The following is a 26,442-nucleotide window of genomic DNA, read 5'->3' as shown; positions in this document are numbered from 1 at the left end:
TGGTCATGCCGGGCGATAATGTGAGTGTGACGGGTGAGCTGATCAGCCCGATCGCGATGGATCAAGGGTTGCGGTTCGCGGTGCGCGAGGGCGGCAAGACCGTGGGCTCCGGCGTTGTCACCGAAATTCTGGCGTAAACATTGGCCGGATGAATAGAGGAATGAATGGTTAAGGTTGAACAAAGAATTAGAATTCGGCTGCGCGGGTTTGACTACCGGGTTTTAGACCAGTCGGTGGCTGAAATCGTGGAGACGGTCCGTCGGAGCGGGGCAAAGGTCGTGGGTCCCATCCCTCTGCCGACGCGGATCGAGAAGTTTACCGTGCAGAGTGCGACGCATGCAGACAAGAAGGCGCGCGAACAGTTTGAAATCAGAACGCACAAGCGTTTGATGGACATCATGGACGCGACTCCTGAAACTATGGATTCCCTGATGAAGTTGAACTTGGCCGCCGGCGTGGATGTCGAGATTAAGCTTTAAGGGTCAGATGACTGGCAAGGAACGTCACACATGACGAACGGGTTGTTGGGTAAAAAACTGGGGATGACCCAGATATTTGACGAGACGCGGTTTACGCCCGTCACGGTGATCGAGGCGGGCCCGTGCCGCGTGGTCACGATTAAGACAAAAGAGCGCGATGGATATGAGTCTGTCCAGTTGTCTTTTGGCGAAGTGAAAGAGCGTAAACTGTCGAAGGCCGAGCTGGGACACTTGAAGAAGACGGAGGCTCCGGCCACCCGTGTTCTCAGAGAGTTTGAGAAGGTCGGCGATATGGAGGTCGGGCAGTCTATCAGGGTCGATATCTTTAAAAAGGGCGACTGGGTAGATGTCGTTGGGATTTCCAAGGGGAAGGGATTTCAGGGCGTGGTGAAGCGGCATCATTATGCCGGCGGTCCTGAGTCTCACGGGTCCATGTTCCATCGTCATCCCGGTTCGATGGGGGCCAGTTCCTATCCTTCGCGTGTCTGGAAAGGGAAGACCTTGCCTGGGCACATGGGGGCGAAGCGGATTACGGTTCAGAGATTGAAAGTCATTGAATCCAGGCCTGATGAGAACCTGCTGTTTGTTCGTGGAGCGATCCCCGGCGCGGCAAATGGACTGATCATGGTGAGAAAGTCGAAGAAGGGGTAGGGCATGCCCACGGTTGATATCGTTGATTTGAAGAAGCAAAAAGTCGGTTCAGTCGATCTTCCCGATGAAGTGTTCGGCTGCAAGCTGCACACGTCCTTGGTGCACGAGGCGGTGGTGATGCAGCGTGCCTGTGAGCGTCAGGGCACGGCATCCACATTGCGCCGCGGAGAAGTGGCTGGGTCAGGAAAGAAGCCTTGGAAGCAAAAGCATACGGGGCGCGCGCGAGCCGGATCGATCCGCTCTCCTGTATGGCGCCATGGCGGGTCGGTGTTCGGACCGAAGCCGCGTGATTATTCCTACAGCATGCCCAAGAAGAAGTATCGCGCTGCGCTGCAGAGCGCGCTCTCGGCCAAGCTGGCTGATGGACAGATTGTGGTGGTGTCGAATCTGTCGTTGGCGGAACCGAAGACGAAATTGTTGGCCAAGGCGTTGGAGAATTTCGGCGCCGGTGCCTATGCCTTGATCGTGGCTGGCGCAGGCCATGCAGGATTGGCTCAGGCGGCTGGCAATTTGCCGAATGTTTGTGTGGTGGGCCCTGAAGGATTGAATGTCTATGACATTGTCCGGGCGGAACTAATTATGATTTCTGAGCGCGAGTTGACGCGGCTGAAGGAGGTCTGGGCATGAAGGCTGGTCTCCATAGCATTCTGTTGCAGCCGTTGTTGACGGAAAAGATCACGGCCATGCGGGAAGCCAATAATACGGTGGCTTTCCTCGTGCATCCGGATGCGAATCGTGTCCAGGTTAAGCAAGCGGTCGAGACGTTGTTGAAGGTGAAGGTCGAGCGCGTGAACGTGATGAACGTCCGCGGCAAGGTGAAGCGCCTGGGGCGTTTCTCCGGCAAGCGATCTGATTGGAAGAAGGCCTTCGTCAAACTCAAGGCCGGCGAAAAATTGGAGCTCTACGAGAGCGCATAGTAGGACATTGCGCCGGGCTGAGCCTGGTGTGCTGGAAGGACGACTGTAGCATGGGAATAAAAGTATATAAGCCAAGAACTCCGGGCCGTCGCGGGATGACCGCGGTGACGACCGAAGAGCTCTCGAAGAAGAGGCCTGAGAAGTCGCTGACGTCAGTCAATCGCAGCACTGGCGCCAGGAACAACGATGGGCGGACGACGGTGCGTTTCCGTGGGGGCGGGCATAAGCGCCTCTATCGGAAGATTGATTTTAAGCGGGATAAGTCTGGCATCCCTGGCTCCATCGCTGCGCTGGAGTACGATCCGAATCGTTCAGCTCGCATTGCCTTGGTGCACTACAAGGATGGCGAGAAGCGCTATATCCTGGCTCCTGTCGGGCTCAAGGTTGGCGATGTGGTGCAGGCTGGTCTGGGAACCGAGGTTCGTATTGGCAATGCATTGCCCTTGTCCAGTATGCCATTGGGAACCACGATCCATAATATCGAGTTGAAGCCCGGAAAGGGCGGCCAGTTGATTCGTAGCGCGGGCGGCTCGGCTCAGGTCATGGGACGTGATGGCGAGTACATCCAGGTGCGACTCAGGTCCGGTGAGATGCGCCGCATTCTTGCGACGTGCATGGCGACCGTCGGGCAAGTTGGCAATACGGACCATGAGAATGTTAATGTGGGAAAGGCGGGCCGGAATCGATGGCTGGGCCGACGCCCGCATGTGCGCGGTGTCGTGATGAATCCGGTCGACCACCCGCATGGCGGCGGCGAAGGAAAGTCTGGGCAGGGTAATCCCCATCCAGTCTCCCCATGGGGTCTTCCGACCAAGGGGTACAAGACCCGGAACAACAAGGCGACCGACAAGTTCATTATTTCCCGTCGCAAGTAGGAGTACGAGATGCCGAGGTCTGTAAGTAAGGGCGCATTCGTTGACGATCATCTGCTTGAAAAAGTAGATCGGATGAATCAGAACAAGGATCGCAAGATCATCAAGACCTGGTCGCGACGGTCCACCGTCATTCCAGATATGATCGGACATACGTTCGCGGTTCATAATGGGAAAAAGTTTATTCCGGTTTTCGTGACGGAAAACATGGTCGGGCACAAACTTGGGGAGTTCGCTCCGACCAGGTTCTTTAAGGGGCATGGGCACGCCAAGACGGAGAAGTCAGTCGCCCTCAAGTAAGCGACTGATCGCGGTCTCGGCAAACTCGATTGGATTGGAAGGTTATGGCTGAAGCACAAGCAGTTTTGCGTTTTGTACGTGTCTCTCCGAGGAAGGCGCGCCCTGTGATCGATTTGATCCGTGGGCAGCAGGTTCCAATGGCTTTGGCATTGCTCAGAAATACACCGCGTCAGGCGTGTAAAGTGGTGGAGAAGCTGTTGATGTCTGCCGTGGCTAATGCGGAGCAAAAAGAGATGGGCGACAGTGAGTCCATGGTCGTATCGAGGGCCTTTGTCGATTGTGGGCCGACGTTGAAGCGCTTTCGGGCTCGCTCGCAGGGGCGCGCGAATGCCATTCAGAAGCGTATGAGCCACATTACCGTCGTCGTGTCGACGGCAGAGGTCAAAGAGCAGAAGTAGGGGCGGCGACGGAGCCGATTCATTTCCTGGCTGAGTGAGGCATAAGAAGTTATGGGGCACAAGACACATCCGATCGGTTATCGACTAGGATATAACGTCAACTGGAGTTCCCGGTGGTACGCGAGCAAGGATTACGCGAAGCTCCTCCATCAGGACATCAGGATTCGCAAGATGGTCAAGCAGCGTCTGTTTCATGCTGGTGTGGCCAAGGTCGAAATCGAACGATCCGGTGACCAGACGCGCGTGATCATTTCCACCGCGCGTCCCGGCATCATCATCGGCCGCAAGGGGGCTGAAGTTGATAAGCTGAAGGCGGAGCTGGAGAAGGCCTATTCCGGTCAGGTGTACATTACGGTGAAGGAAATCAAGAAGCCTGAGCTGGATGCGCAATTGGTCTGCGAAAACGTCGCGACCCAGCTGGAGAAGCGTGTGGCATTCCGTCGGGCGATGAAGCGCAGCGTGCAGTCCGCGCTTCGTCTCGGCGCCCAGGGGATCAAGATCATGGTCGGCGGTCGTCTTGGCGGTGCGGAAATCGCGCGCTCCGAGTGGTACCGTGAAGGCCGCGTGCCGCTCCATACGCTCCGGGCGGACATTGATTACGGGTTTGCCGAAGCGCATACGACGATGGGACAGATTGGGGTCAAGACGTGGATCTACAAAGGCGAGGTCCTTCCGTTGCAGCCCCTGAAGAAAGAATCAGCATTTGAGCGCCGGCTCGGGTAACTGAAGGGGATATTGTGTTAGCACCAAAGAAAGTTAAGTTCCGCAAAATGATGAAGGGGCGTATGACCGGCAAGGCCTATCGTGGCGGCCAGATTACCCTTGGAGAGTTTGGATTGAAGGCGTTGGAGCCAGGCTGGATCACCAGCCGGCAGATCGAGGCGGCGCGCATTGCGATCACTCGCTGTGTGAAGCGCGGCGGCCAGGTCTGGACGAGAATCTTCCCTGATAAGCCGATTACCAAGAAGCCGGCTGAAACCCGCATGGGTAAAGGGAAGGGCAATCCGGAGTACTGGGTGGCCGTGGTCAAGCCAGGTCGTATTATGTACGAGATGGACGGTGTTACGCCGGAAGTCGCCAAAGAGGCGTTTCGATTGGCGTCGCATAAGTTGCCGATCGCCACGAAGTATGTCGTCCGCGGCGAGTTTTAACATCGATTGAATCGGGCGTAAGGGTAGGGAGCGAGCGCATCCATGGATCTGAAGGAATTACGGCAATTAACGGCACCTGAGCTTGCGGAGAAGTCGCAGCAGCTCACACAGGAACTCTTCAACCTTCGCTTCCAGATGGGGACCGGACGGCTGGAGAACCCCATGCAGTTGCGAAAGACGAAGCGGTCCATTGCACGGGTCAAGACGATCCAACGCGAGCTCGCGCAGGTCGAGCCAATTTCTAGCACGGCGAAGGGGGCCTGAGGATGGCTGAGTCAGTAAGCAAGCGGCGTGAGTGGGTTGGCCGTGTGGTCAGCAATAAAATGGACAAGACCGTCGTGGTCGAGATCGAGCGCTCGGTGATCCACCCGCTCTATCGAAAGGTGCTTCGACGGGTGACCAAGTTCAAAGCGCATGATGAAGAGAACGCCTGCAAGATTGGCGATCGTGTGCGCATGATCGAAACGCGGCCGATCAGCAAAGATAAGCATATGCGGGTGATTGAAGTTGTGGAAAAGGGACAGGGCTCGTAGGCGGAGATCGTTCGAACGGTAGAGGGAACCAGGGACTATGATTCAAAGTTATACATACATGGACGTGGCCGATAACTCTGGTGCCAAGCAGGCCATGTGTTTTCATGTCCTCGGGGGGACCAGACGCCGGTATGCGTCTCTCGGAGACATTGTCGTGGTGGCCGTGAAAGAGGCGATTCCCGCGGCGACAGTCAAGAAGGGCGACGTGAGTCGTGCCGTGGTCGTGCGGACGACCAAGGAAGTGCGCCGCGAAGATGGCTCCTACATCAAGTTTGATCGGAACGCATGCGTCCTAATCAATAAGGATGGGGATCCGGTTGGCACGCGCATCTTCGGGCCGATCGCGCGTGAGTTGCGGTGGAAGAAGTTTATGAAGATTATTTCTCTAGCTCCGGAAGTGCTTTAACGAGGGTGGAGACGGCGGGATGAATAAGCAGGCATTAGCAAAAAGTCGAATTCGTAAGGGCGATACGGTGGTCGTGATCTCCGGGCGTGATCGCGGCAAGTCCGGGAAAGTGCTCTCGGTTGACCCGGCAGTGGGTAAGGTTGTGGTTGAAAAGCTGAATATGATCAAGCGCCACACCAAGCCGAATCAGAAAGTCAAGCAAGGTGGCATTCTCGAACGGGAAGCGCCGCTTGCGATCTCCAATGTGATGTATCTGTGTCCCGTGACGCAGAAGCCAACCCGCCTGGGCGTGCGAACGCTCGATGATGGCCGGCGGGTCCGGTTCAGCAAAAAATCGAACGACTCAGTCGAGTAGGAGTGAGGACGCCAGATGGCGAAGGTTGAATCAGGAAAAGGTAGCAAGACGTCTGAGAAGCGACCGCCCAAGAAGAAAGAGGCGTCATCGGTTCCGCAGGCGAAGGACGAGGGCAGCGAAGAGTCTAAGTTTAACCCTCGGATGCGCGAGACGTATCTGCAGAAGGTTGTGCCCGCGCTCATGAAAGAGTTCGGTTACAAGAACGTCATGCAGGTGCCGAAGGTCGAGCGGATTGTGCTGAACGTGGGAATGGGTGAAGCCATTCAAAACGTGAAGCTGCTCGAGAGCGCGGCGAACGAGTTGGGCTTGATCACGGGCCAGAAGGCGCTGATCACGAAGGCGAAGAAAGCCATCGCGACGTTCAAGCTGCGCCAAGGGATGCCGATCGGCACTAAGGTGACGCTCCGGAGCCGGCGCATGTGGGAGTTTCTTGATCGTCTCGTGACGTTGTCCTTGCCGCGCATCAGAGACTTCCGTGGCGTGTCGCCGAAGTCCTTCGATGGACGGGGCAATTATACGCTGGGCCTTAAAGAACAGCTTATCTTCCCTGAGATTCAGTACGATGAGGTCGCGTCGATCCATGGGATGGACATCACGATCGTCACGACTGCCAAGACGAACGACGAGGGCAGGGCGCTGTTGAAGCATTTAGGGATGCCATTCCGGACGACGTAACGTCAAACGAAGGAGCTGTAGGTGTCGAGATTAGCGCTGAGAAATAAATCGTCCGTCAAGGCGAAATTCCCGGTTCGGGACTATCACCGGTGTGGGCTCTGTGGGCGCGTGCGAGGGTTCTTGCGCCGGTTTCGTATGTGTAGAATTTGTTTTCGGTTACTGAGCCTGAAGGGTGAGATCCCTGGGGTTCGGAAGTCGAGTTGGTAGATTATCCGCCTTCCGTGTCACTGGGCTGTCATACACGTCTGGTTACGCGAAGCGTGTTGGTGAAAGGGTTAGCATGGTTACAGATCCGATTAGCGATCTCTTGGTGAGAATACAAAATGCGCTGCGGCGACGTCACGATGTTGTGAGCATTCCGGCATCCCGTCTGAAGCGCGAGCTGCTTCGCATCCTCCAGAACGAAGGCTATATTCAGGGCGTCCAGGCGGACCTTGCGGATGGGCATCCCGTGCTGAAAGTGCAGTTGCGGTATGTGTCCGAAGGAAAGCCTGTGCTCACGGGTGCGCTACGGGTGAGCAAGCCGGGTCGTCGTGTGTATGTCGGGATTAAGGATATTCCGCGAGTCAAGAACGGCATTGGCGTGGCGATCTTGTCGACCTCCAAAGGGTTGATGACGGATCAGGAGTCGCGCCGAGCCGGGTTAGGCGGAGAAGTGCTGTGTTCGGTCTGGTAAGAGTCCAAGCGAACCAGATTGTTATTGTGTCAGCTTGCTAGAGGAACGAGGAATCGATGTCACGCATAGGAAAGAAACCAATCCAGATTCCAGCAGGAGTGGATGTCAAGGTCGCCGGCCCGATCGTTTCCGTGAAGGGCCCGCTCGGGAAGCTCGATTGGTCCTTGTCTCCCGGCCTTGGAGTCGCGATTGCTGATGGAGTGCTTGTGGTCAATCGGCTGACCGAGGACCGTCACGTTCGTGCATTGCACGGATTAACTCGCGCAGAGCTCAGCAACATCGTGCAGGGTGTGACCAAGGGCTATGAGCGTAACTTGGAGCTCACCGGGGTCGGCTACAAAGTCGCCCTGCAGGGACGGACGATGAGCTTTAACGTGGGCTATATCAATCCGGTCCTGTACCCGGTCCCCGTCGGGATCGACGTGAAGGTGGATAAGCAGACGCTGATCAATGTGAAGGGAACCGATAAGCGATTGGTGGGGCAGGTCGCCGCAAACTTGCGCGCGATCAAGCCGCCTGACGTCTATAAGCAAAAGGGCGTTCGCTATGTCGGGGAAGTGTTGCGTAAGAAGGCTGGAAAGACAGGGAAGTAAGGTGATCCATGAATAGTGCAGATAAAGCAGAACAGTTAACACGCCGGAAGCAGCGGGTGCGGAAGCGGGTCGTAGGAACGGCCGAGCGTCCACGTCTCAACGTGTTTCGCAGCAGCTCTCACATCTATGCCCAGATCATTGACGATCTCAAGGGGGCGACGCTGGCAGCGGCGTCCTCCCTGGACAAGTCTCTGCGCACATCGGTGAAGTCCACGGGCAGCATCGAAGGTGCAAAGGCAGTTGGAAAATTATTGGCCGAGCGGGCCAAGGCCGCGAAGGTTCAGACCGTGGTGTTCGACCGTGGTGGTCGGATGTATCATGGGCGCGTGAAAGCGTTGGCCGAGGCATCGCGTGAAGGCGGTCTGCAGTTCTAGGTCGCACCTCGATTCCGTGACGGTAGTGGAGCGAGGGGAACAAAGAGGAGAGACGTTACGTGCGAGTTAATCCAGATGAATTAAGCCTGAAAGACAAAGTCGTCTTTATCAATCGCGTCGCGAAGGTCGTCAAGGGCGGAAAGCGGTTCAACTTCTGCGCGCTGGTTGTTGTCGGAGATGGACAGGGGTGGGTTGGCATCGGGAAAGGCAAGGCGGCTGAAGTGCCCGTCGCGATTGCGAAGGCGGTTGAGCAGGCGAAGAAGAACCTGGTCCATGTCGCCCTCACGTCTGGAACGATCGCGCACGAGGTTGACGGGCTGTTCGGCGCCGAGCATGTCCTCTTGAAGCCCGCGAAAAAGGGTACGGGTATTATTGCCGGTGGCGCTGTCCGTGCGGTCGTTGAGGTCGTGGGCGTGCATAACGTCATCGCCAAGACCCTGGGCCGTGGCAATCCATTCAATGTCGTGCGGGCGACGCTCAACGGCCTCTGTCAGCTCAGAAATGCCGAAGACGTGCTGAAGATGCGCCGGAGCGCAGTGGGCGACGCGCAGAACAGGGTGAGTGCCTAATGCCTACACCGAAGATTCCCAAGGTCACCAAAAAAGGGTTTGTGATTACGTTGCGGCGGAGCCCGATTGGGACGCCGCAAAAGCATCGCCTGGTGTTGAGTGGCCTCGGTTTGAGAAAGATTAGACAGACTGTTACTCGTCCCAATACTCCGCAAGTACGAGGGATGATTGACAAAGTTGGATATCTATTGGAAGTGCAGCCACAATGAACTTACATGAGCTCGGTCCTGCAAAAGGATCCAGAAAAAAGCGTAAGCGTATCGGCCGTGGACCTGGTTCAGGCCATGGTAAAACAGCGGGTAAGGGTCACAAGGGTCTGTTAGCCAGGTCCGGTGGTCGCAGCCGGCAGGCTGGTGGATTCGAGGGCGGCCAGATGTCGCTGATCCGTCGCGTGCCGAAGCATGGCTTTACGAACATATTCCGCAAGGAATACTCGATCGTCAACCTGAGCAGCTTGGGTGAGATGACGGTCTCTGGCACCATTACGCCGCAAGCGCTGGTCGATGCAGGCTTAGTCAAGCGCAAGACATTGCCGATCAAGATCCTCGGAAACGGAGATCTGACCAAGGCGATCGTGGTGCAGGCGCACAAATTCAGCAAGTCCGCAGAGGCAAAGATTCAAGCAGCTGGAGGGAGAGTCGAGGTCATCCCCGGTGTTTGAGAGGCTCCTGACCAGTTTTCAGAATATTTTCAAAATTCCTGAGCTGCGCACGCGCATCCTCTTCACCATGGGGATGCTGGTGGTGTATCGGATCGGGGCCCATATCCCTACGCCTGGAATCAACGGCGAGGCCCTCTCCGAGTTTCTCCAAAAGCAGGGCGGCGCGCTGCTCGGATTTTTAGATATTTTCTCGGGCGGATCACTCTCGCGGCTGACGATCTTAGCCTTGGGCATTATGCCCTACATCAGCGCGTCGATTATTCTTCAGCTTCTGACCGTGGTCGTTCCGCACCTCTCGAAGTTGGCCAAAGAGGGCGAGCGCGGCCGAAAAAAGATTATTCAATATACTCGGTTCGGGACGATCGGTATTGCGGTGATTCAGGGGTTCGGAATCGCCGTGGGTCTCGAACAGATGAATCAAGGCGCCTTCGTGATGAGCGCAGGGTGGGGCTTCCGTCTGATGACGGTCATCACCTTGACCGCCGGTACGGGCTTCTTGATGTGGCTGGGTGAGCAGATCACCGAGCGAGGTATCGGGAACGGAATTTCGTTGATTATTTTCGCGGGAATCGTCGCGCGCTTGCCCGCTGCCGTCGCCCAGACATTTGATTTGTACAAGGTCGGGCAGTTAAGCTTCGTCCTGCTGATGGCGCTTGCGCTCCTCATGGTCGTCGTCGTGGCGGCCATTGTCTTTCTGGAGAGCGGACGCAGGAAAGTGCCGGTGCAGTATGCGAAACGGGTCATTGGGCGACGTGTCTTCGGCGGGCAGAGTACCCATATCCCGTTGAAGATCAATACGGCTGGAGTGATTCCGCCGATTTTCGCGTCCTCGATTATTGCGTTCCCGGCGACGATCGCCGGTTTTTTTGAAACGCCGTGGGTGAAAGCCTTTGGTGCGCAGCTCGCGCCAGGCTCGCTGCTGTACACCTTGATGTATGTCGGCCTGATTCTGTTTTTCTGCTTTTTTTATACGGCCGTGGTCTTGAACCCGGTGGACATGGCCGACAACATGAAGAAGTACGGAGGATTTATCCCCGGGATTCGGCCTGGAGTCAGGACGTCCGACTATATTTACAAAGTGCTGACGCGCATTACGTTTGCCGGATCGATTTACCTCGCGATCGTTTGCGTGATCCCGGAGTTTTTGATCTATAAGCTGAATGTGCCATTCTATTTCGGCGGGACCTCGCTGCTGATCGTGATCGGGGTCGGTTTGGATACGGCTCAGCAGATTGAGTCGCATATGTTGATGCGGAATTACGAAGGATTTCTCGGCAAGGGCATGGCTCCCCTCCGTGGGCGGAACGGGTAGGAGGATCCATGCGCGTGGTATTTCTCGGCGCACCAGGCGTCGGCAAGGGCACCCAGGCTGAGCGGATTGCGGCGCAGTATCGGGTGGCGAAGATTTCAACCGGTGATCTTCTCCGCGAGGCGGTTCGTACGCGGACGCCGTTGGGACTCGAAGCGAAGAGCTACATGGATCAGGGGAAGCTGGTTCCTGATGCCGTGGTGATCGGGCTAGTGCGGGAGAAGTTAGCTGATCCCAGCTGCGCTGCCGGATTCGTTCTGGATGGATTTCCCAGGACCGTTCCGCAGGCGGAAGAGTTGGGGAAGGCGCTTGCGTCGAAAGCCATGGCCCTCGATCGGGTCGTGAACTTTCAGGTGTCACGGGAAGACGTGGTGCGGCGTTTGAGTGGGCGGAGGAGCTGCCCGAAGTGCCAAGCGACGTTCCATGTGGATTTTGCCAAGCCCAAGGCCGACGGGATTTGCGATCGTTGCGGCGAATCGCTCGTGCAGCGCAGCGACGACCAGCGCACGGCGATCGAGACGCGGTTGAAAGTGTACGACGAGCAAACGGCCCCGCTGGTGCGCTATTATGACGAGCGGCAGTTATTGTCGTCACTGGATGCGTCTGGCGCAGTGGATGTGGTCTTGCAGCATCTCTCCCAGGTGTTGGCGCCGTATCAGATGAGATGATCATTCTCAAGACGGTGGATGAGATTGCGGTGATGGCCCAGGCGTCACGGGTGGTCGCTGAGACGTTAGAAGTGCTGAAGAAAGCTGTTCAGCCCGGGATTACGACCGATGAGCTGGACCGTTTGGCGGAGCAAGAGATTCGGGCTCGTGGTGCGCGACCGGCCTTTAAGGGGTATCGCAGTTATCCCAAGACCCTGTGCGCATCGGTGAATGAGCAGGTCGTGCACGGAATTCCCTCCAAGCGAGTGCTGAAGGAGGGGGATATTATCGGGCTCGATCTTGGCGCGATCGTGGAGGGGTTTTACGGAGACTCGGCGGTCACGGTGGTGGTGGGGCAGGGGAGCGAACGCAATGCCCGCCTGGTTCGAGTGACCGAAGAGGCGATGTACCTCGGGATCAAGCAGGCGGTGGTGGGGCATCGGCTTTCAGATATTTCGCATGCGGTTCAGCAGCATGTGGAATCGGCTGGCTACTCGGTCGTGACAGAGTTCGTCGGTCACGGCATCGGTCGTCAGTTGCATGAAGAGCCGCAGGTGCCGAACTACGGGAAGCCTGGACAGGGCCCTCGGTTGCAGGCAGGGATGGTCCTGGCGATCGAACCGATGGTCAATGTGGGGAAGGCGGCCGTCAAGGTTCTTGAGGATCGGTGGACCGCCGTGACGGTCGACGGAAGTCTCTCGGCGCATTTTGAGCATACGATTGCGATTCAGCCGAGTGGGCCTCCGCGTATTTTGAGTCAGCTGTAAGTGATCGTGGGGTTGGGGCAGAAAGGATAGAGGTACGTGCCGAAAGAAGACGTCATTGAAATACAAGGCACGGTAAACGAAACGTTACCGAATGCGATGTTCCGAGTGTCGCTGGACAATGGCCATAAAATCCTTGCACACATTTCAGGAAAAATGCGCATGCATTTTATCCGTATTCTTCCTGGCGATAAGGTGACCGTTGAGCTCTCGCCGTACGATTTGACTCGCGGGCGCATCACCTATCGGTTTAAGTAGGAGCGCGAAACAGACATGAAAGTGAAATCATCCGTCAAGCCGATCTGTGCCAAATGTAAAGTGGTTCGCCGCAAGGGCGTGGTGCGAATTCTCTGTGAGAATCCACGTCACAAGCAGCGCCAAGGATAGAGGGCGGCCGGGGGTTATGTGGCCTCCGTGCTCGCCGAACGCGCGCGATGAAACGGCGCTCGTTCGATGCGCGCAATTGAGGCTCGCCAAGCCACGGCCTGTGAGAACGTAGAGGGAGAGGGTAGGAGGAACTATGGCTCGTATTTCTGGAGTGGACTTACCGAAGGACAAGCGGGCGGATATCGGCCTGACCTATGTCTATGGCATTGGGCGCGCAGCCGCACTCAAGATCCTGGGCAAGGCGGGGATCGATGGCGCCATTCGCGTCAAGGATTTAACCGAAGATCATATCGTCAAGATCAGAGAAATCATTCAGGAGAGCTATCAGGTCGAAGGCGACCTGAGAAAAACCTTCTCGATGAACATTAAGCGGTTGATTGATAGCGGCACCTACCGCGGTCTGCGCCATCGGAAAGGGTTGCCGGTTCGTGGCCAGCGGACCAAGACGAATGCGCGGACGAGAAAAGGCCGTCGCTCCGGGGTGGGAAGCAAACCGAAACCGCCTACACGTTAAACGTAGTGCGTGACCGTTACTTGAGTAGGGAGCCTGTATGAGCGTCAAAAAAGGGAAGAAAAAAGAGCGCCGGATCGTGCAAAGCGGGGTGGCCCATGTTCAGGCCTCCTTCAATAACACGATTGTCACCATCACCGACATGAGCGGCAACACGATCGTGTGGGCCAGCTCAGGGAACCAAGGGTTCAAGGGGTCGCGCAAGAGCACGCCCTTTGCGGCGCAGCGGGCGGGCGAGGCTGCCGCGCGCAAGGCGATGGAGAGCGGGATGCGCCAAGTGGATGTCTATGTGAATGGGCCGGGGTCCGGTCGTGAATCGGCGATTCGGTCTATCCAGGCCGCTGGCATGCGGATCAATATGATTCGTGATGTAACCCCGATTCCGCACAACGGATGCCGTCCTCCTAAGCGGCGGCGCGTCTAGGGGCGCACGTCGGAGCGTTGAATACACGAGAATTGTTGGGCGCACCCCTGTGGTGATGTCCGGTAACCGGAGGTAGAGCAGTGGCAAAGTATCGCGGTCCCGTCTGTCGGTTGTGTCGACGAGAGGGTGAAAAGTTATTTCTGAAAGGCTCGCGCTGTATGACGGCGAAGTGCGCCATCGAGCGGCGAAGCTATCCTCCTGGACAGCACGGACAAAAGCGCCCGAGAAACTCAGAATACAGCACTCAGCTCAGAGAGAAGCAGAAGCTGCGCAGAATCTACGGTTTGATGGAGTGCCAGTTCCGCGGCCTGTTCGAGCGCGCGGAAAGCCAATCCGGTATCACCGGCGAAGTGCTCTTGCGGTTGCTGGAATGCCGGTTGGACAATGTGGCCTACCGGTTAGGCTTTGGCGCCTCACGGAAAGAAGCCAGGCAGCTGGTGAGCCACGGGCATTTGACCATGAACGGCAGAAAGATTAATGTGCCGGGTGCACAGGTCAAAGCAGGCGATATCATCAGCATTCGTGAACGGAGCCGCAATTTGATCTCGATCCAGGCAGCCTTAGAGGCGGTGGATGGGCGAGGCATTCCTGAGTGGCTGGAGCTGGACAAGACGGCCTTCAAAGGTGTGGTCCGTGCCTTGCCGACGAAGGATCAGATTTCGTTGCCGGTGAATGAGCAGATGGTGGTGGAGTTGTATTCCAGGTAGTACGTGTGGATTTGGGCGCGGGGGTTGGTCTCTGTGGCGCGCGGGTGCCGTGCAGCGACTGTCTACTCGATGAGATGAAGGGGGAGTCATGATTAAAGCGATGAAGGACTTTCAGATCCCGATGCGGGTGGAAGTCGATAAGGATACCCAGACTCAAACGTTCGGCCGGTTTACGACGGAGGCCTATGAGCGTGGGTTCGGGACGACCGTCGGCAATGCCTTGCGACGTGTGTTGTTGTCGTCGCTGACCGGCGCAGCTGTGACCACCGTGAAGATCGAAGGGGTGCTGCACGAGTTCTCCACGATTCCGGGGATCACGGAGGATGTGACCTCTATTATTTTGAACGTCAAAGGGCTGCGACTCGCGGTCCATACCGATAAGCCGAAGACGCTCCGTCTGAAGAAGAAGGGCCCCGGCGAAGCCAAGGGGTCCGACATTATTCATGATGCAGACGTGACCATCCTGACGCCGAACCTCCATATCGCAACCTTGGACAAGGATTCTTTGTTCGATATGGAAATGACGGTGAAGCATGGGCGGGGCTATGTGCCCGCTGAGCGAAACAAGGAAGAGGGGCTGCCCATCGGTGTCATCGCCATAGATTCGGTGTTCTCACCGATCAAGCGCGTGAATTTCCATGTGGAAAATGCCCGTGTCGGACGGATGACCGACTATGATAAGTTGACCTTGGAAATCTGGACGGATGGCACTATCTCACCGCGGGATGCCTTGTCCACAGCCGCTGGCATTATGCGCGACCATGTGGATATCTTCATCAACGCCGACGAGCGAGTCGAGGGGCGCGCGGATCTGGGGAGCGATGAGGCGCAGCGTGAGGTCAATAAGCATCTGTTCCGCAGTGTGAATGAGTTGGAGTTATCAGTCCGCGCCGCGAATTGCTTGAAGAACGCGAACATCAAGACCATCGCCGACTTGGTGCAGAAGACCGAGGGCGAGATGTTGCGGACGAAGAATTTCGGCAAGAAGTCGCTGAACGAAATTAAAGAGATCCTGACGGAAATGGGCCTGGGGCTCGGCGTCAAGTTGGACGCGGTGCAATCCACGAGCGGTAATCCGAAGAGCGAGTAACGAAACAAGAGGCTACCCGTGCGTCACAGAAAAAATGGCAGACAGCTTGGACGAAAGACGAAGCACCGATGGGCCCTATTCCGGAGTCTTGTGACGTCCCTGCTCGAACATGAGCGGATCGAGACGACTGAGGCGAAGGCGAAGGAAATCCGTGGGTTCACGGATCGGATGATCACGCTCGGTAAAGAAGGGTCATTGCCGGCTCGGCGGCAGGCGCTTGCATTTATCCGGAGCAAGGACGTCGTTTCGAAACTATTCAGCGATGTTGCGGCCCGGTTCAAAGACCGTACCGGCGGCTATACGAGGACCGTCAAGACGCGCCGCCGCATTGGCGATGCGGCAAAGATGGTCGCGATCGAACTCGTGACTCGTCCTGATGCGGTGCCGGCGAAGAAATCAGTCTCTACAGAAGCAGTTCCTGCGAGTCCCACTGCCGACTAGGTCTCCTGTCGAGGAGATCTAGTCGCGCGTGCGACGTCGTCCTCTCGTTTCGACGATTCCATACAAGCCTTTTTTCTCTCTTGACCGAGTAGACTCTCCCGGATGTTCCGGGATGAGTTTACTTGGTTTTGGGCCCATGCTACTATCGTGCCAATCTCGTTTCTGCTACGTGAAAAAGGAATCACGCACATAGTGTGGCAACGCTTAGTCAGGCGCGGTTTGTTAGCGCTCAGTGTGGTGTTGGCCTGTTTCCTGGCTTATCTCCTCATGACTAATTCAACAGCCGTTCCTCCTCCAACTGCGACAGCGCCTGGTTCCATGGATAGTTCCGATGCCACGATTTCACAGTTTACCTTCACGCAAGCAAAGGGTGACGTGGTGCAATGGCAGGTGGAGGCGCACGAGGCTCGGCTCTTTGAGCAAGATAAAAAGACGATGCTGAAGGTCGTGGCGGTCACGTTGTTCGGTCGACAGGGGAAGGAATTGACGGTGACCGGCGATGACGGAGTCTTGAACACGGAGACCAAGGACTTTGTGCTGTCCAACAAATCGGAACCGCTGGTAGTGCATATTGAAAGTGGCTATGTGATTTACACAAACCATTTGGCGTGGACTGACAAGACACGAGAGATCCGCACGAAGGATCCGGTCCGTATCGTGGGGCATGGCTTAGAGGTGACGGGGCGCGGCTTGCTCGGGCATTTGGATACAGAGGAATTTGAAGTACTTGAGGATGTACATGTGGATTTGGCTCCTGCTTCTTAATTTGTGCCCGTTTGGTGTGGTCTCATTGAGCCAGTCGGCTGATGCGCCGCTGTCCAAAGGCGTGGCCGCGCCAGCGGCCAGTACGACCATTACCTCCAAGAAAATGACCGTGAAAAATCAGGATAACCAGGCCGTCTTCGAAGGGACGGTGGTGCTGATCCGTGGCGCGTTGATTGTCCATTCCGATCGGATGGTGGTCATGTTTCGCGGACAGGATGCGCCTGCCAGTGCTGACCAGAATGGGCGTGGGGCCGTCAAGGGCGCCGCGCCTTCGAAAGGACCTGATGCTATGCCGGCGGTGTCGAACCGTTCGATCAATCAAATCGTGGCGACCGGGCGCGTGAAGATCAAGAAAGAGTCCGGGAGCGCGACCTGTGAAAAGGCCATCTATTATCAGGATGGAGACAAGCTCGTGCTGACCGGTGACCCGGTGGCCTGGGACAAGGGCACGAGGGTCAGTGGCAAGCAAATCACGATGTTTCTCGCGGAAGACCGGAGTGTGGTGGAGGGAGACTCGCATGTGCGGCTTGAGTCTGAGGGGGAGGCGGCCAAGTGAGTGAGGCGGTGCAGGGGACTGTTGTGGCAACTGGCTCTCCGGTGAATATTGTCGAAGGTGCGGGTTTGTGCGCGACGGGGCTGGTGAAAAGCTTTCGTGCCCGCAAGGTCGTGAAAGGCGTCTCGATCGACGTCCGCGCCGGTGAAGTCGTGGGGTTGCTGGGCCCGAACGGGGCCGGGAAGACCACGATTTTCGACATGATTGTTGGTTTGTGCAAGCCAGACGAAGGGCAGATTTCGCTCGGCGACGAGGCGATCACGGATCTGCCGATGTACCGGCGTGCCCGCAAGGGTATCGGCTATCTTCCGCAAGAATCGTCGGTGTTTCGACGGTTGTCGGTGGAAGACAATATTCTGGCAATTCTTGAAACGCTGGACTACTCTCGGACAGAGCGGCGTGAACGGGCCGATGCCCTGCTCAAAGAGCTGGATCTCAGCCATATCAAAACGAGCATGGCCTATGCGCTGTCGGGCGGCGAACGTCGGCGATTGGAAATTACCAGGGCGCTCGCAACCAATCCGTCATTTATGTTGCTGGACGAGCCCTTTGCCGGGATCGACCCGATTGCCGTGGCGGATATCCAGCACATCATCATCCGCTTGAAGGAAAAGGGCATTGGCATTTTGATCACCGATCACAATGTCCAGGAAACGCTCTCCATCACGGATCGGGCGTATATCATCAACGAGGGGTTGATTCTCGAGGCCGGGTCTCCCGAATCGATCGTCAAGAGCGAGAGGGCTCGGGCCATTTATCTGGGGGATCGATTTAAGCTATGACGCGTGAAAGTATGTTCGCATGAAGCTCAGGCTCGATCTCAGGCTGAGCCAAAAGCTCATCATGACCCCGCAATTGCAGCAGGCGATCAAGCTGTTGCAATTGTCGCGGCTCGAGCTCCAGCAGAGCTTGACCCAGCATTTGATGGAAAATCCTCTCTTAGAGGAGCTTCCGACTGAGGCGGAGGACAGCGAGGCTGGCAGCGTCGAGGAAAAGGCTGAGGAAGAGGCGGCGTCCGCGAGCAGCGACTCGGCGGCGGCGGGGGAGTCGACTCTGGAAGAGCGTGACACGCCGGATGAGGCCTCGGCCGCTGGATGGGAAGAATATTTCGGGAGCGATCGCCGGATCGGCGGATCTGAGTCCTCCTCGTCCTCGCAGGACGAGTTTCCTTCCTATGAACAAACCATGGCAAAAGCGGCTTCCTTGGAGGACCATCTCCTCTGGCAGCTGTCGTTTTCCGGGTTGTCGGAACGTGAGAAGGCGATCGGGCGGTCGATCATCGGCAATCTTGACGATGACGGGTATCTGCGCATGTCTCTTGCGGAGATGGTCGCCGGGACCGATTTTACGGAAGTCGAAGCCGAATCGGTTCTCAAGGATGTGCAGAGTTTCGACCCGACCGGCGTGGCGGCCAGAGATCTTGCGGAATGTCTGCTTTTGCAAATCGGACATTTGGGGAAGAGCCCCATGGGATCACTAGGGGCCAGGCCTGGCGCCTTGAAGGGGTCGATCGTTGAAGCCATCGTGCAGCACCACCTCAAAGATCTTGAGAAGAAACAGTATGCGAGGATTGCCAAAGCCTTAGACGTTACGGTGGAAGAGGTGTTTCAGGCCACGAAGGTCATCGAAGTGCTTGAGCCCAAGCCGGGGCGGCCCTTTTCCAATACCCAGAATTATGTGATTGTGCCGGACGTGTTCGTCGTCAAAAACGAAGGCGAGTGGGTGGTGCTCCTGAACGATGACGGGCTCCCGCGCATGAGGATCAGCCCCTATTATAAGCAATTGATGGGGGCGGGCGAGAGCGGATCGGGAGAGACGAAAGCCTATCTGGATGAGAAATTGCGCGCCGCCCAATGGGTCATTCGCAGCATCGAACAGCGTAATAAGACGATCGTGAAGGTGGTGTCGAGCATCGTGAAGTTTCAGGAGCAATTCTTTGAAAAGGGCGTGCAACACCTCAAGCCGCTGGTCCTTAAGCAGGTGGCTGAGGATATCGGGATGCACGAATCGACCATCAGCCGCGTGACGGCGAACAAGTATATGTATTGTCCGCAGGGCATGCTGGAGCTGAAATTCTTTTTCAATGCGGGCCTGCAGCGAGCGGATCAGCCTTCCGACATGATGTCCTCTGTGACGGTTCGAGAGATGATCCGGATTATGGTGGCAGAGGAGGATCCTGCCCATCCCCTGAAAGATGAAGAGATTGCGGCGCGGTTGCTCACGAAGCAGGTGGTGATCGCGCGGCGGACGGTGGCCAAGTATCGGGCGGAAGAGCATATTCCATCGGCCACCCAACGGAAGCGGTTTTTTTAGGCCTGTCCCATTCATTCCGCGCGTTCCCGTCTGAGTTTGTCGTTCCCCTGCTGTAATGGTTGTCCGATGCGATGCGCATCGTCGAGGGTGAGTCGTACGGCCGATGGTTGTGAGCATGAAAGGATCAATGCCGATGAAGATTACAGGACGACATCTCGTGGTGACGCCGGCGCTCAAGGCGCATGTGGAGAAACGGTTTGAACGGCTGGCGCGGTATGACGTGAAGCTGAGCCATCTGGAAGTCATTTTGAGTGTGAGCAAGCTACAACATACGGCGGAGGTCGTCTGCACGGTGCAGGGACGCCGGATTCAGGCGAAAGCGACGACGCCGGAAATGTATGCAACGATCGATCAGCTGGTGACCAGGCTGGCCGCGCAGATCCGTAAGTACAAGGAGCGCCAGGCCGATCACAAGGCGCCGGTCAAGAAATTAGCGCGCAAGGCTGTGCGCCCCTCTGCGCCTCAGGAAGAGATCGAACCGGAGCTGGAGGTCGTTCGTCCCGCGAGAACGGTGTTGACGCTTGAAGAAGCGAAGCGCCGGCTGGATCCTCTGCCTGGTTCGTTGCTGGTGTTTACGCTGCGCGCATCGGGGAAGTTGCAGATCCTTCAGCGTATCGGTCGTGATCGCATGGTGCTGATCGATCCGTCGTAAAGGGTAGGTTCGCATGGCCGGACTCAAGCTAGTCGTGATCAGCGGTCTTTCCGGTTCAGGGAAGTCGCACGCCCTCAAATGTTTCGAGGATGTCGGATACTTCTGTATCGACAATTTGCCGCCGGCGCTGCTGCCGACGTTCGTCGAATTGTGTCATCAGCAGGGGGGCGAGATTAAGAATGTCGCGCTCGGCATCGATGTCCGTGAGCGCGTATTTTTTTCTGATCTCGTGGGAATCCTTGAGCAGGTCAAAGCCCTGGGCCATTCGGTCGAGTTGATGTTTTTCGAGGCGCGCGAAGAGGTGCTGGTTCGGCGTTTCTCGGAGTCCAGGCGGCCTCATCCGTTGCTGCCGCATCTCCCCATGCTGGAAGGGGTGCGCTTCGAGAAGGAACATCTTGCCGATCTGCGCCGCCACGCCGACCGCATTATTGATACCTCTGATTTGACGGTGCATGAACTGCGAGAGCTATTGGCCAAGCGGTTTGGGCAGGAGGGGACGCCTCGCCGGTTGACGATCTCGCTGGTCACGTTTGGCTTCAAATTCGGCGTGCCGGTCGATATCGACCTTCTGTTCGATGTCCGGTTTTTGCAGAATCCATTCTTCGTGCCAGACCTCAAGCCATTGACCGGGGAAGATCCCCGAGTACGGAGTTATGTGCTGACCGATCCTGACGCGGTCGCCTTTATCGGGCAACTTGAGGGCCTCTTTAAATTCCTCGTGCCCCTCTTCGAGCGAGAGCGCCGCAGCTACGTGAATGTCGGGATTGGTTGCACCGGCGGCCGCCATCGGTCGGTGGCGATTGCCGGACGGCTTCAAGAAAGCTTCGCGGTAATCGGCTATCAAACAACCGTCACCCATCGCGACATCAATAAGTAGTAACCCTCGTATCGCACCATCACGATTTCTCCGCCAAACGCTCTAGCGCAGCCTCTCCGTTTGTCTAATGCAGTAAAGTCCATTTTCTTGACAGGTGGGGCATCTGGACTATACTTGACCTGTGTATGAGAAGAATCCCCAATATGTAAGCTCTGTTCGCACGTTACGGGTAGAGGCTGCCTGCGGCAGGCGGTCCCTTACCCCTTCGCGTAATGCAGTGATGTGTTTTTCAGGGGCAGCCCTGGTCATGCAGAGGCACCAATGTTGAGTCCCTTTACGTCGTTCAAAGGTTTGGCCGAAACCGACCTCTTTTCGATGCTCACCCCGAAGCGTCAGCTTGTCGGGCTGGACATCGGGTCGAGCGGGATTAAGCTCGTGCAGTTGAAGGAAAGCCGAGGGCGGTACATCCTTCAGAAGTTTGGATTTAAACCGCTTGAGCCGGAAGTCATCGTGGATGGCACGGTGATGGACGAAGGGCGGGTGGTGTCGGCGATCAAGGAATTGTTTGAGGAGACGAACGTTAAGGTGAAACAAGTCGCGGTGTCGATCTCCGGCCATGCCGTCATCATCAAGAAAATCAGCCTTCCGCTGATGCCGGATGAGGAATTGGAAGGGCAGGTGAGGCTTGCCGCCGAGCAGTACATTCCCTTCGACATTAATGAGGTGAACATCGACTTCAGTGTGTTGCACGCTTCCGAGGCCGAGGGCGATGTCCCTGGCGAGATGTCGATCATTCTCGTGGCGGCGAAGAAGGACAAGATCAACGAGCTGACGGAGCTGGTCAAGGGGGCGGGCCTGTTTCCGCTCGTGATGGACGTGGATGCCTTCGCGATTGAAAACATGCATGCGATCAACTACCCCGTCTCGCAGGACGAGACCACGGCGCTCGTCAACATCGGGGCCAGCGTGATGAATGTCAATATTGTTCGAGGCGGCATCTCGTTGTTTACGCGCGATATTCCCATCGGAGGGAATCGCTATACGGAAGCCATTCAGCGCGAAACAGGCCTGTCGTATGAAGAGGCGGAGGAAGCCAAGAAAAACGAGCACGCGGCAGAGACGAGTCAGGTCGCGGTGGCGACGGTTATCGATAGTGTGAATGACGAGGTCGCATCGGAGATTGCGCGGACCATCGATTATTTCAAGACCACCACCTTGGATGCGGACGTGCAGCATGTGCTGTTGTGCGGCGGCGGCGCTCAGGTCAAGGGGCTCGTTTCGCAGCTGAGAGATCGCATGTCAGCGGTCGTCGAGGTGGCGAATCCGTTCGGAGAAATCGACATCTCGGGGAGCGAATTTGATCAGGAAGCCTTGGCTGCGTTGGCTCCGCTGGCTGCCGTGGGGGTTGGGTTAGCCCTGAGATCGGTAGGGGATCGATGATTCGTATTAACTTATTGCCAGGGCCGAAGGGGCATCGGGCGAAGCCCCAGTATGATGTCAGGGCCCAGGCGCTGCTGGGGGTGGGGTTGCTGCTCATCACGCTGGCAGGCTGCTGGTGGTATGCGGCATCGCTCGATGAGGAAATCGAAGCGCGGCAGACGGAAAAGCTCGACAAGGAGAAGCAGGTTGCGCAGTTGAAGGAACAAGTGAAGCGGGTATCCGACTTCGAAAGCCGGAAGAAAGTCCTGGAAGACAAAAATCGCATTATCGACCAGTTGGAAAAATCGCGCGTCGGTCCCGTGAAGGTGCTCGACCATGTCAGTCAGAGCCTGGAGCCGCTCAAAGTGTGGCTGGTGAGAATCGCGGTCACCGGGAGCGACATCGATCTTGAGGGGCGCGCGGCGACCAATGACGATGTGGTGGAGTTCGTGAACAACTTGCGCAAGACCGACTACTTTACCGATATCAACCTTCATGAAAGTCGCGCGGCGGTGGAAAGCCAACTGAATATCTATCAGTTCAAACTGGGCTTCCGCCTCAAAGGTTAAGAATGATGAATTTGCCTGTTATCAACCTTGATGTCTTGCGGTCCATCCCCTTGCTGCAGAAGATCGGACTGCTGCTGATGGTGCTCGGGGGGATCCTCGCGGGATTTTACTACTACGTGGCCGAGCCGAAATCTTCGGAGATCGCAGGGCTGCAAGGGACGATTGGCACGCTCGAGAGCGAGATCCAGCTGTTGACCATTAAAGTCAAACATCTTGACGAACTCGTTGCCGCCAATACGCAGCTGGAGATTGAGCTTGCGAAGAAGAAAGAACGGTTGCCGCCCGAAGAGGAGGCGGTCATGTTGCTCAAACAGGTATCGGACTTTGGGCTCCGCCTTGGTCTCGACATTAAGCTCTGGAAGCCGAGCGCCAAGAGCGAGGATCCTTCGAAGCTCTTCGTGCGCATGCCGGTGAACGTCGAGGTCTCCGGTGGCTACCATACCGCCGCCTTGTTTTTTGACCGGATCAATGCGTTGCCTCGGATTGTGACCGTGTCCGGCCTCAAGATGGGGTCCCCCAAGTTTGAGAAGGGCCGGATTGTCACGCAGACCGTATTCGACCTTGTTGCCTATGCGGCCCCCCAGGAGGCCAAGCTGGCGGTGGTGGATCCGGCGACGCCGGCGATTCCGCAGAAGAAATAGTGCGCAGAGTGTTCAGTAGCTGAGAGGCCATGAGCGATGAATGCTATTCGTAAACATCGGAGGTTGACCGTGAGGACGGCAACGGTAATTCTTATCGGATCGGTCTGTCTGCTTGATGCAGTCGGGCTTGTTTGCGCCGAGGGAGGGATGGGTGTTCGTGCCAGGCAGATGACCCCCCTGCGGCAGGATTCGTTGAAAATGCCCTCTCTCGCTGAGGTGTTGAGGCCGATGTCGGCTCCACCCGTTGCCGAGGCAGCCGTTGATGAGAAGCCGCAACCGGTTGCGCCGAATTTGAGCGTGGAGCCAGTGGGCACCCATTCGTATGATCCCTCTGGCCGGCGCGATCCGTTTGAGCCGGTTCTGCAACAGTTGAGTCTCGGGCCGATTGACCCCACATTGCCCCCGCTCCAACGGGTTGGGCTCACGGAGATGAACTTGATCGCGGTGGTCTGGGGTGCCTATGGCTATGCGGCGATGGTCCAGACGCCGGACGGGAATGGCTATACGGTGCGTCGAGGCACGCGTATCGGCCCCAATAATGGCGTCGTGAGTGATGTGACTGAAAAAGGCATTGTTGTGCAAGAACGGTTCACCGATGTGTATGGGAGCAAGCAGGAGCGGGAATACGTCAAGCTCCTTCATCCGAAAGAGAGTGCAGAATGACACCTAAGCTGACACAGACAACGATATTGGTTCGCCTCCTTTCGATGGCGGGAGCGCTCAGCCTCCCGATGGCTATGACTTCGACGGAGGCAGCTGATTTGCCTATTGCCGATTCAGGCCTCTCCTCACGAGTCGAGGAGGCGTTGGCGAAGACCCTGACTCGCATCGATGTGCAACGCGGGATTGACGATGTCCGTGTGGTCATCTCGGGGGATGGCACGCTGTCCCATCGGGTGAGGCGCTTGGATGAACGACGTCTGGTGATCGATCTTCCCCATGTGGTGTCCACCCTCAGCCAATCGATCATGCCGGTGAATCACCAGATGCTGCAGCGAGTGCGCATGGGATCTCACCCGGACAAAATGCGCGTGGTCTTGGATCTGATCGGTCAGGTCAGCTACTCGTTTGAACCGCAAGGGCCGGATCTCATTGTCACGCTTCGAGGCGATGCAGGGATCGATGCGCTTGCGGATGCGGAGTATTCCCGCAAGGTTGCGGCCGAAACGATCACGCTGGAGCGGCCGGTACGGAAACCGATTAAAGTGAGCGCGAGTCCTTTGGCAGCACAGCCTGCCGTGGCTGCGGTGCATCGGTCTTCGACGAAATTTTACGTGCGGCCGGTACAGCTGATTTCTGACACGGATTCCAGCGAGAAGAATACGCCGAAGGAAGATTTGGTCGTTGGAGAAACCCGGTATATCGGTCGGCGTATTTCGCTGGACTTTCAACAGGCCGAGATCGGCAATGTGCTGCGCCTGATTGCAGAGGTGAGCGGATTCAATATGGTGGTCGGCGAAGGGATCAAGAGCAAGGTCACGATGAAGCTTGTGAGCGTCCCCTGGGATCAGGCGCTCGACATGATCTTGAAGATGAACGGATTGGGCAAGATCCGGCAGGGCAATATCATCTGGATCGATTCGCTGGCGAACTTGGCGAAGCAGCAGAACGAAGAAGCGCAGGCGAAGGATGCGAAGGCTAAGGCGGAAGAGCTCGTGGATCGGGTCTTCTATGTGAGGAACCTGCAGGCGTCGGAACTCATGACGGCGCTGCGTCAGTATTTGAGCCCGCGAGGGCTCATGCAAGTCAGTCAGGGGTCGAATGCGTTGATTGTTCGGGATACGGAAAGTAAGATGAGCGTGATGAAGCAGCTGGTCGACGGGCTGGATCTGGAAGTGCCGCAAGTCCAGATCGAAGCCAGGATTGTCCAGGCAGATACGAACTATTCCCGTTCGCTCGGCGTGCAGTGGGGGATGCAGAATGTGAATCCGTTGGGAGCTCCCCAAGGCGTGGCGAATTTCAGGACTGGCACTGACGGAACATTCGGTCACCAAACGAGTAACTATCTGGTGAATCTTCCCGCGGCGGTCGCTGGGTTAGCGTCAACTCCTGGCGTTGGGTTTACATTTGGGAGGACTGACGGAGGTGGTGCGCTGTTGGATGTGCGGTTGTCGGCAGGCGAGATGCTCGGTCTGAGCAAAGTCATTGCTGCGCCAAAAGTGACAACGTTGGATAAGCGGGAGGCCAAAATCTCACAGGGAGAATCGATTCCCTTCCAGACGACCTCACTCCAGGGGACTCAGACCACCTTTGTGGATGCAAATCTGGAATTGAATGTGACCCCTCAGATTACCTCTCGTGACCCCAAAGAAGTCGGTAAACAGATCATGCTGAAAGTTCGCGCAACCAGAAACGCGGTGGGGTCCAGGAGCAATCCGGCAGGTCCGAGTATCGATCGCCGCGAAGCCAATACGCAGGTCATCATCCGCGATGGCGAGACCATGGTGATCGGCGGGGTCTTTATCGACACGCAAAGTAACAGCTCGGGCGGTATTCCCTATCTCTCACGCGTGCCTGTTCTGGGATGGCTCTTCAAAAACAAGACCGAGTCTGTGGCGAAGCAGGAGCTTCTCATTTTCTTGACGCCCAGTATCGTGAAGAGTTAGCAGCCGACCTTTGGCCCTGCACTGATGTCGGTGCGCAACAGTGACAGGGCTGCTTCCTCAGCGGCTCCATCCCCTAAGCGATCCCCCACAGGCTCCTGCCAGACCAAGGCAGAGGAATCTTCTAGTTTCTGCACCGTTGTGATACCATTCTGCCGATTTTAGCCTTCGCAATTCCTCATCACATCAGGCGAAGTGTGTCGTGAGCCCAGGCTCTCCT

43 protein-coding genes are annotated in these 26,442 nt (G+C 56.7%); all 43 read left to right on the top strand.

Annotated elements, in window-relative coordinates; all coding sequences use genetic code 11:
- A partial coding sequence (tuf, locus tag NT179_10155) for an elongation factor Tu (GenBank protein MCX5722375.1) occupies positions 1-137 on the top strand: 137 nt, incomplete at its 5' end.
- A gap of 27 nt (positions 138-164) precedes the next feature.
- Complete coding sequence (gene rpsJ / locus NT179_10150; GenBank protein MCX5722374.1) at positions 165-479, top strand: 30S ribosomal protein S10; 315 nt, start codon at positions 165-167, stop codon at positions 477-479.
- A gap of 30 nt (positions 480-509) precedes the next feature.
- The gene (rplC, locus tag NT179_10145) at positions 510-1,130 is read left to right on the top strand and encodes a 50S ribosomal protein L3 (protein MCX5722373.1); all 621 of its coding nucleotides are present in this window, start codon (positions 510-512) and stop codon (positions 1,128-1,130) included.
- A 3-nt stretch (positions 1,131-1,133) separates the two neighbouring features.
- Positions 1,134-1,757 (top strand): 50S ribosomal protein L4, encoded by a 624-nt coding sequence (gene rplD, locus NT179_10140; GenBank protein MCX5722372.1) that lies wholly within the window; start codon positions 1,134-1,136, stop codon positions 1,755-1,757.
- Complete coding sequence (locus NT179_10135) at positions 1,754-2,047, top strand: 50S ribosomal protein L23 (GenBank protein ID MCX5722371.1); 294 nt, start codon at positions 1,754-1,756, stop codon at positions 2,045-2,047. The genes rplD and NT179_10135 overlap by 4 nt, the downstream gene beginning before the upstream one ends.
- 50 nt (positions 2,048-2,097) lie before the next feature.
- Entirely contained in the window at positions 2,098-2,922 is an 825-nt protein-coding gene (gene rplB, locus NT179_10130) for a 50S ribosomal protein L2 (GenBank protein MCX5722370.1), read from the top strand.
- A 9-nt stretch (positions 2,923-2,931) separates the two neighbouring features.
- Complete coding sequence (gene rpsS, locus NT179_10125; GenBank protein MCX5722369.1) at positions 2,932-3,219, top strand: 30S ribosomal protein S19; 288 nt, start codon at positions 2,932-2,934, stop codon at positions 3,217-3,219.
- Positions 3,220-3,263: 44 nt separating this feature from the next.
- On the top strand, positions 3,264-3,617 hold the full coding sequence (gene rplV / locus NT179_10120) for a 50S ribosomal protein L22 (protein MCX5722368.1): 354 nt from the start codon (positions 3,264-3,266) through the stop codon (positions 3,615-3,617).
- Positions 3,618-3,668: 51 nt separating this feature from the next.
- The gene (rpsC, locus tag NT179_10115) at positions 3,669-4,340 is read left to right on the top strand and encodes a 30S ribosomal protein S3 (protein ID MCX5722367.1); all 672 of its coding nucleotides are present in this window, start codon (positions 3,669-3,671) and stop codon (positions 4,338-4,340) included.
- A gap of 14 nt (positions 4,341-4,354) precedes the next feature.
- Positions 4,355-4,768 carry a 50S ribosomal protein L16 gene (gene rplP, locus NT179_10110; protein ID MCX5722366.1) on the top strand — a complete coding sequence of 138 codons (414 nt, stop codon included), beginning with the start codon at positions 4,355-4,357 and terminating at the stop codon, positions 4,766-4,768.
- 42 nt (positions 4,769-4,810) lie between these two features.
- Positions 4,811-5,032: a 50S ribosomal protein L29 gene (rpmC, locus tag NT179_10105; GenBank protein ID MCX5722365.1), complete on the top strand. Its 222-nt coding sequence runs from the start codon at positions 4,811-4,813 to the stop codon at positions 5,030-5,032.
- A 2-nt stretch (positions 5,033-5,034) separates the two neighbouring features.
- Positions 5,035-5,301, top strand: a complete 267-nt coding sequence (rpsQ, locus tag NT179_10100; GenBank protein ID MCX5722364.1) for a 30S ribosomal protein S17 — start codon at positions 5,035-5,037, stop codon at positions 5,299-5,301.
- Between the two features lie 37 nt (positions 5,302-5,338).
- A complete protein-coding gene (gene rplN, locus NT179_10095) occupies positions 5,339-5,707 on the top strand; it encodes a 50S ribosomal protein L14 (GenBank protein MCX5722363.1) in 369 nt (122 codons plus the stop codon).
- 19 nt (positions 5,708-5,726) lie between these two features.
- Positions 5,727-6,062, top strand: a complete 336-nt coding sequence (gene rplX / locus NT179_10090; GenBank protein ID MCX5722362.1) for a 50S ribosomal protein L24 — start codon at positions 5,727-5,729, stop codon at positions 6,060-6,062.
- 141 nt (positions 6,063-6,203) lie between these two features.
- A complete protein-coding gene (rplE, locus tag NT179_10085) occupies positions 6,204-6,737 on the top strand; it encodes a 50S ribosomal protein L5 (protein MCX5722361.1) in 534 nt (177 codons plus the stop codon).
- 21 nt (positions 6,738-6,758) lie between these two features.
- Complete coding sequence (locus NT179_10080) at positions 6,759-6,944, top strand: type Z 30S ribosomal protein S14 (protein ID MCX5722360.1); 186 nt, start codon at positions 6,759-6,761, stop codon at positions 6,942-6,944.
- A 73-nt stretch (positions 6,945-7,017) separates the two neighbouring features.
- A complete protein-coding gene (gene rpsH / locus NT179_10075; GenBank protein ID MCX5722359.1) occupies positions 7,018-7,413 on the top strand; it encodes a 30S ribosomal protein S8 in 396 nt (131 codons plus the stop codon).
- A gap of 56 nt (positions 7,414-7,469) precedes the next feature.
- Positions 7,470-8,006, top strand: coding sequence for a 50S ribosomal protein L6 (gene rplF, locus NT179_10070; protein MCX5722358.1), 537 nt, complete (start codon positions 7,470-7,472; stop codon positions 8,004-8,006).
- Positions 8,007-8,014: 8 nt separating this feature from the next.
- Positions 8,015-8,380 carry a 50S ribosomal protein L18 gene (rplR, locus tag NT179_10065; GenBank protein MCX5722357.1) on the top strand — a complete coding sequence of 122 codons (366 nt, stop codon included), beginning with the start codon at positions 8,015-8,017 and terminating at the stop codon, positions 8,378-8,380.
- Positions 8,381-8,439: 59 nt separating this feature from the next.
- Positions 8,440-8,949: a 30S ribosomal protein S5 gene (gene rpsE / locus NT179_10060; protein MCX5722356.1), complete on the top strand. Its 510-nt coding sequence runs from the start codon at positions 8,440-8,442 to the stop codon at positions 8,947-8,949.
- Positions 8,949-9,158 carry a 50S ribosomal protein L30 gene (gene rpmD / locus NT179_10055; protein MCX5722355.1) on the top strand — a complete coding sequence of 70 codons (210 nt, stop codon included), beginning with the start codon at positions 8,949-8,951 and terminating at the stop codon, positions 9,156-9,158. The genes rpsE and rpmD overlap by 1 nt, the downstream gene beginning before the upstream one ends.
- Positions 9,155-9,610, top strand: a complete 456-nt coding sequence (gene rplO, locus NT179_10050; GenBank protein ID MCX5722354.1) for a 50S ribosomal protein L15 — start codon at positions 9,155-9,157, stop codon at positions 9,608-9,610. Before rpmD ends, rplO begins: the two co-directional genes overlap by 4 nt.
- Positions 9,603-10,922, top strand: a complete 1,320-nt coding sequence (secY, locus tag NT179_10045; GenBank protein MCX5722353.1) for a preprotein translocase subunit SecY — start codon at positions 9,603-9,605, stop codon at positions 10,920-10,922. Before rplO ends, secY begins: the two co-directional genes overlap by 8 nt.
- Before the next feature lie 8 nt (positions 10,923-10,930).
- The gene (locus NT179_10040; GenBank protein MCX5722352.1) at positions 10,931-11,587 is read left to right on the top strand and encodes an adenylate kinase; all 657 of its coding nucleotides are present in this window, start codon (positions 10,931-10,933) and stop codon (positions 11,585-11,587) included.
- Positions 11,584-12,333: a type I methionyl aminopeptidase gene (map, locus tag NT179_10035; GenBank protein ID MCX5722351.1), complete on the top strand. Its 750-nt coding sequence runs from the start codon at positions 11,584-11,586 to the stop codon at positions 12,331-12,333. Before NT179_10040 ends, map begins: the two co-directional genes overlap by 4 nt.
- 36 nt (positions 12,334-12,369) lie before the next feature.
- Positions 12,370-12,588, top strand: a complete 219-nt coding sequence (infA, locus tag NT179_10030) for a translation initiation factor IF-1 (protein ID MCX5722350.1) — start codon at positions 12,370-12,372, stop codon at positions 12,586-12,588.
- Positions 12,589-12,603: 15 nt separating this feature from the next.
- A complete protein-coding gene (gene rpmJ, locus NT179_10025; GenBank protein MCX5722349.1) occupies positions 12,604-12,717 on the top strand; it encodes a 50S ribosomal protein L36 in 114 nt (37 codons plus the stop codon).
- Between the two features lie 133 nt (positions 12,718-12,850).
- A complete protein-coding gene (gene rpsM / locus NT179_10020) occupies positions 12,851-13,231 on the top strand; it encodes a 30S ribosomal protein S13 (GenBank protein MCX5722348.1) in 381 nt (126 codons plus the stop codon).
- A gap of 37 nt (positions 13,232-13,268) precedes the next feature.
- On the top strand, positions 13,269-13,652 hold the full coding sequence (gene rpsK, locus NT179_10015; GenBank protein ID MCX5722347.1) for a 30S ribosomal protein S11: 384 nt from the start codon (positions 13,269-13,271) through the stop codon (positions 13,650-13,652).
- Between the two features lie 80 nt (positions 13,653-13,732).
- Positions 13,733-14,359, top strand: coding sequence for a 30S ribosomal protein S4 (gene rpsD / locus NT179_10010; protein MCX5722346.1), 627 nt, complete (start codon positions 13,733-13,735; stop codon positions 14,357-14,359).
- Positions 14,360-14,459: 100 nt separating this feature from the next.
- Complete coding sequence (locus NT179_10005) at positions 14,460-15,449, top strand: DNA-directed RNA polymerase subunit alpha (GenBank protein MCX5722345.1); 990 nt, start codon at positions 14,460-14,462, stop codon at positions 15,447-15,449.
- Positions 15,450-15,467: 18 nt separating this feature from the next.
- Positions 15,468-15,890 carry a 50S ribosomal protein L17 gene (rplQ, locus tag NT179_10000; protein MCX5722344.1) on the top strand — a complete coding sequence of 141 codons (423 nt, stop codon included), beginning with the start codon at positions 15,468-15,470 and terminating at the stop codon, positions 15,888-15,890.
- 192 nt (positions 15,891-16,082) lie between these two features.
- Positions 16,083-16,655 (top strand): LPS export ABC transporter periplasmic protein LptC, encoded by a 573-nt coding sequence (lptC, locus tag NT179_09995; protein ID MCX5722343.1) that lies wholly within the window; start codon positions 16,083-16,085, stop codon positions 16,653-16,655.
- On the top strand, positions 16,630-17,211 hold the full coding sequence (locus NT179_09990) for a hypothetical protein (protein MCX5722342.1): 582 nt from the start codon (positions 16,630-16,632) through the stop codon (positions 17,209-17,211). The genes lptC and NT179_09990 overlap by 26 nt, the downstream gene beginning before the upstream one ends.
- Before the next feature lie 41 nt (positions 17,212-17,252).
- On the top strand, positions 17,253-17,990 hold the full coding sequence (lptB, locus tag NT179_09985; GenBank protein MCX5722341.1) for an LPS export ABC transporter ATP-binding protein: 738 nt from the start codon (positions 17,253-17,255) through the stop codon (positions 17,988-17,990).
- A gap of 19 nt (positions 17,991-18,009) precedes the next feature.
- On the top strand, positions 18,010-19,521 hold the full coding sequence (rpoN, locus tag NT179_09980) for an RNA polymerase factor sigma-54 (protein MCX5722340.1): 1,512 nt from the start codon (positions 18,010-18,012) through the stop codon (positions 19,519-19,521).
- 115 nt (positions 19,522-19,636) lie between these two features.
- The gene (gene raiA, locus NT179_09975) at positions 19,637-20,173 is read left to right on the top strand and encodes a ribosome-associated translation inhibitor RaiA (GenBank protein MCX5722339.1); all 537 of its coding nucleotides are present in this window, start codon (positions 19,637-19,639) and stop codon (positions 20,171-20,173) included.
- A 13-nt stretch (positions 20,174-20,186) separates the two neighbouring features.
- A complete protein-coding gene (gene rapZ / locus NT179_09970) occupies positions 20,187-21,050 on the top strand; it encodes an RNase adapter RapZ (protein MCX5722338.1) in 864 nt (287 codons plus the stop codon).
- A gap of 261 nt (positions 21,051-21,311) precedes the next feature.
- On the top strand, positions 21,312-22,430 hold the full coding sequence (pilM, locus tag NT179_09965) for a type IV pilus assembly protein PilM (protein MCX5722337.1): 1,119 nt from the start codon (positions 21,312-21,314) through the stop codon (positions 22,428-22,430).
- Positions 22,427-22,978, top strand: a complete 552-nt coding sequence (locus NT179_09960) for a PilN domain-containing protein (protein MCX5722336.1) — start codon at positions 22,427-22,429, stop codon at positions 22,976-22,978. The genes pilM and NT179_09960 overlap by 4 nt, the downstream gene beginning before the upstream one ends.
- A 2-nt stretch (positions 22,979-22,980) precedes the next feature.
- Positions 22,981-23,619 carry a type 4a pilus biogenesis protein PilO gene (gene pilO / locus NT179_09955; protein MCX5722335.1) on the top strand — a complete coding sequence of 213 codons (639 nt, stop codon included), beginning with the start codon at positions 22,981-22,983 and terminating at the stop codon, positions 23,617-23,619.
- Between the two features lie 69 nt (positions 23,620-23,688).
- Complete coding sequence (locus NT179_09950) at positions 23,689-24,282, top strand: pilus assembly protein PilP (protein MCX5722334.1); 594 nt, start codon at positions 23,689-23,691, stop codon at positions 24,280-24,282.
- The gene (pilQ, locus tag NT179_09945; GenBank protein MCX5722333.1) at positions 24,279-26,225 is read left to right on the top strand and encodes a type IV pilus secretin PilQ; all 1,947 of its coding nucleotides are present in this window, start codon (positions 24,279-24,281) and stop codon (positions 26,223-26,225) included. The genes NT179_09950 and pilQ overlap by 4 nt, the downstream gene beginning before the upstream one ends.
- Positions 26,226-26,442 lie beyond the last annotated feature (217 nt).

The sequence above is a fragment of the Nitrospirota bacterium genome (genome assembly GCA_026387665.1).
Taxonomy (GTDB): Bacteria; Nitrospirota; Nitrospiria; order Nitrospirales; family Nitrospiraceae; genus Palsa-1315.
Note: the sequence above shows the minus strand (reverse complement) of the source record. Positions and strands in the feature narration are given on the sequence as shown.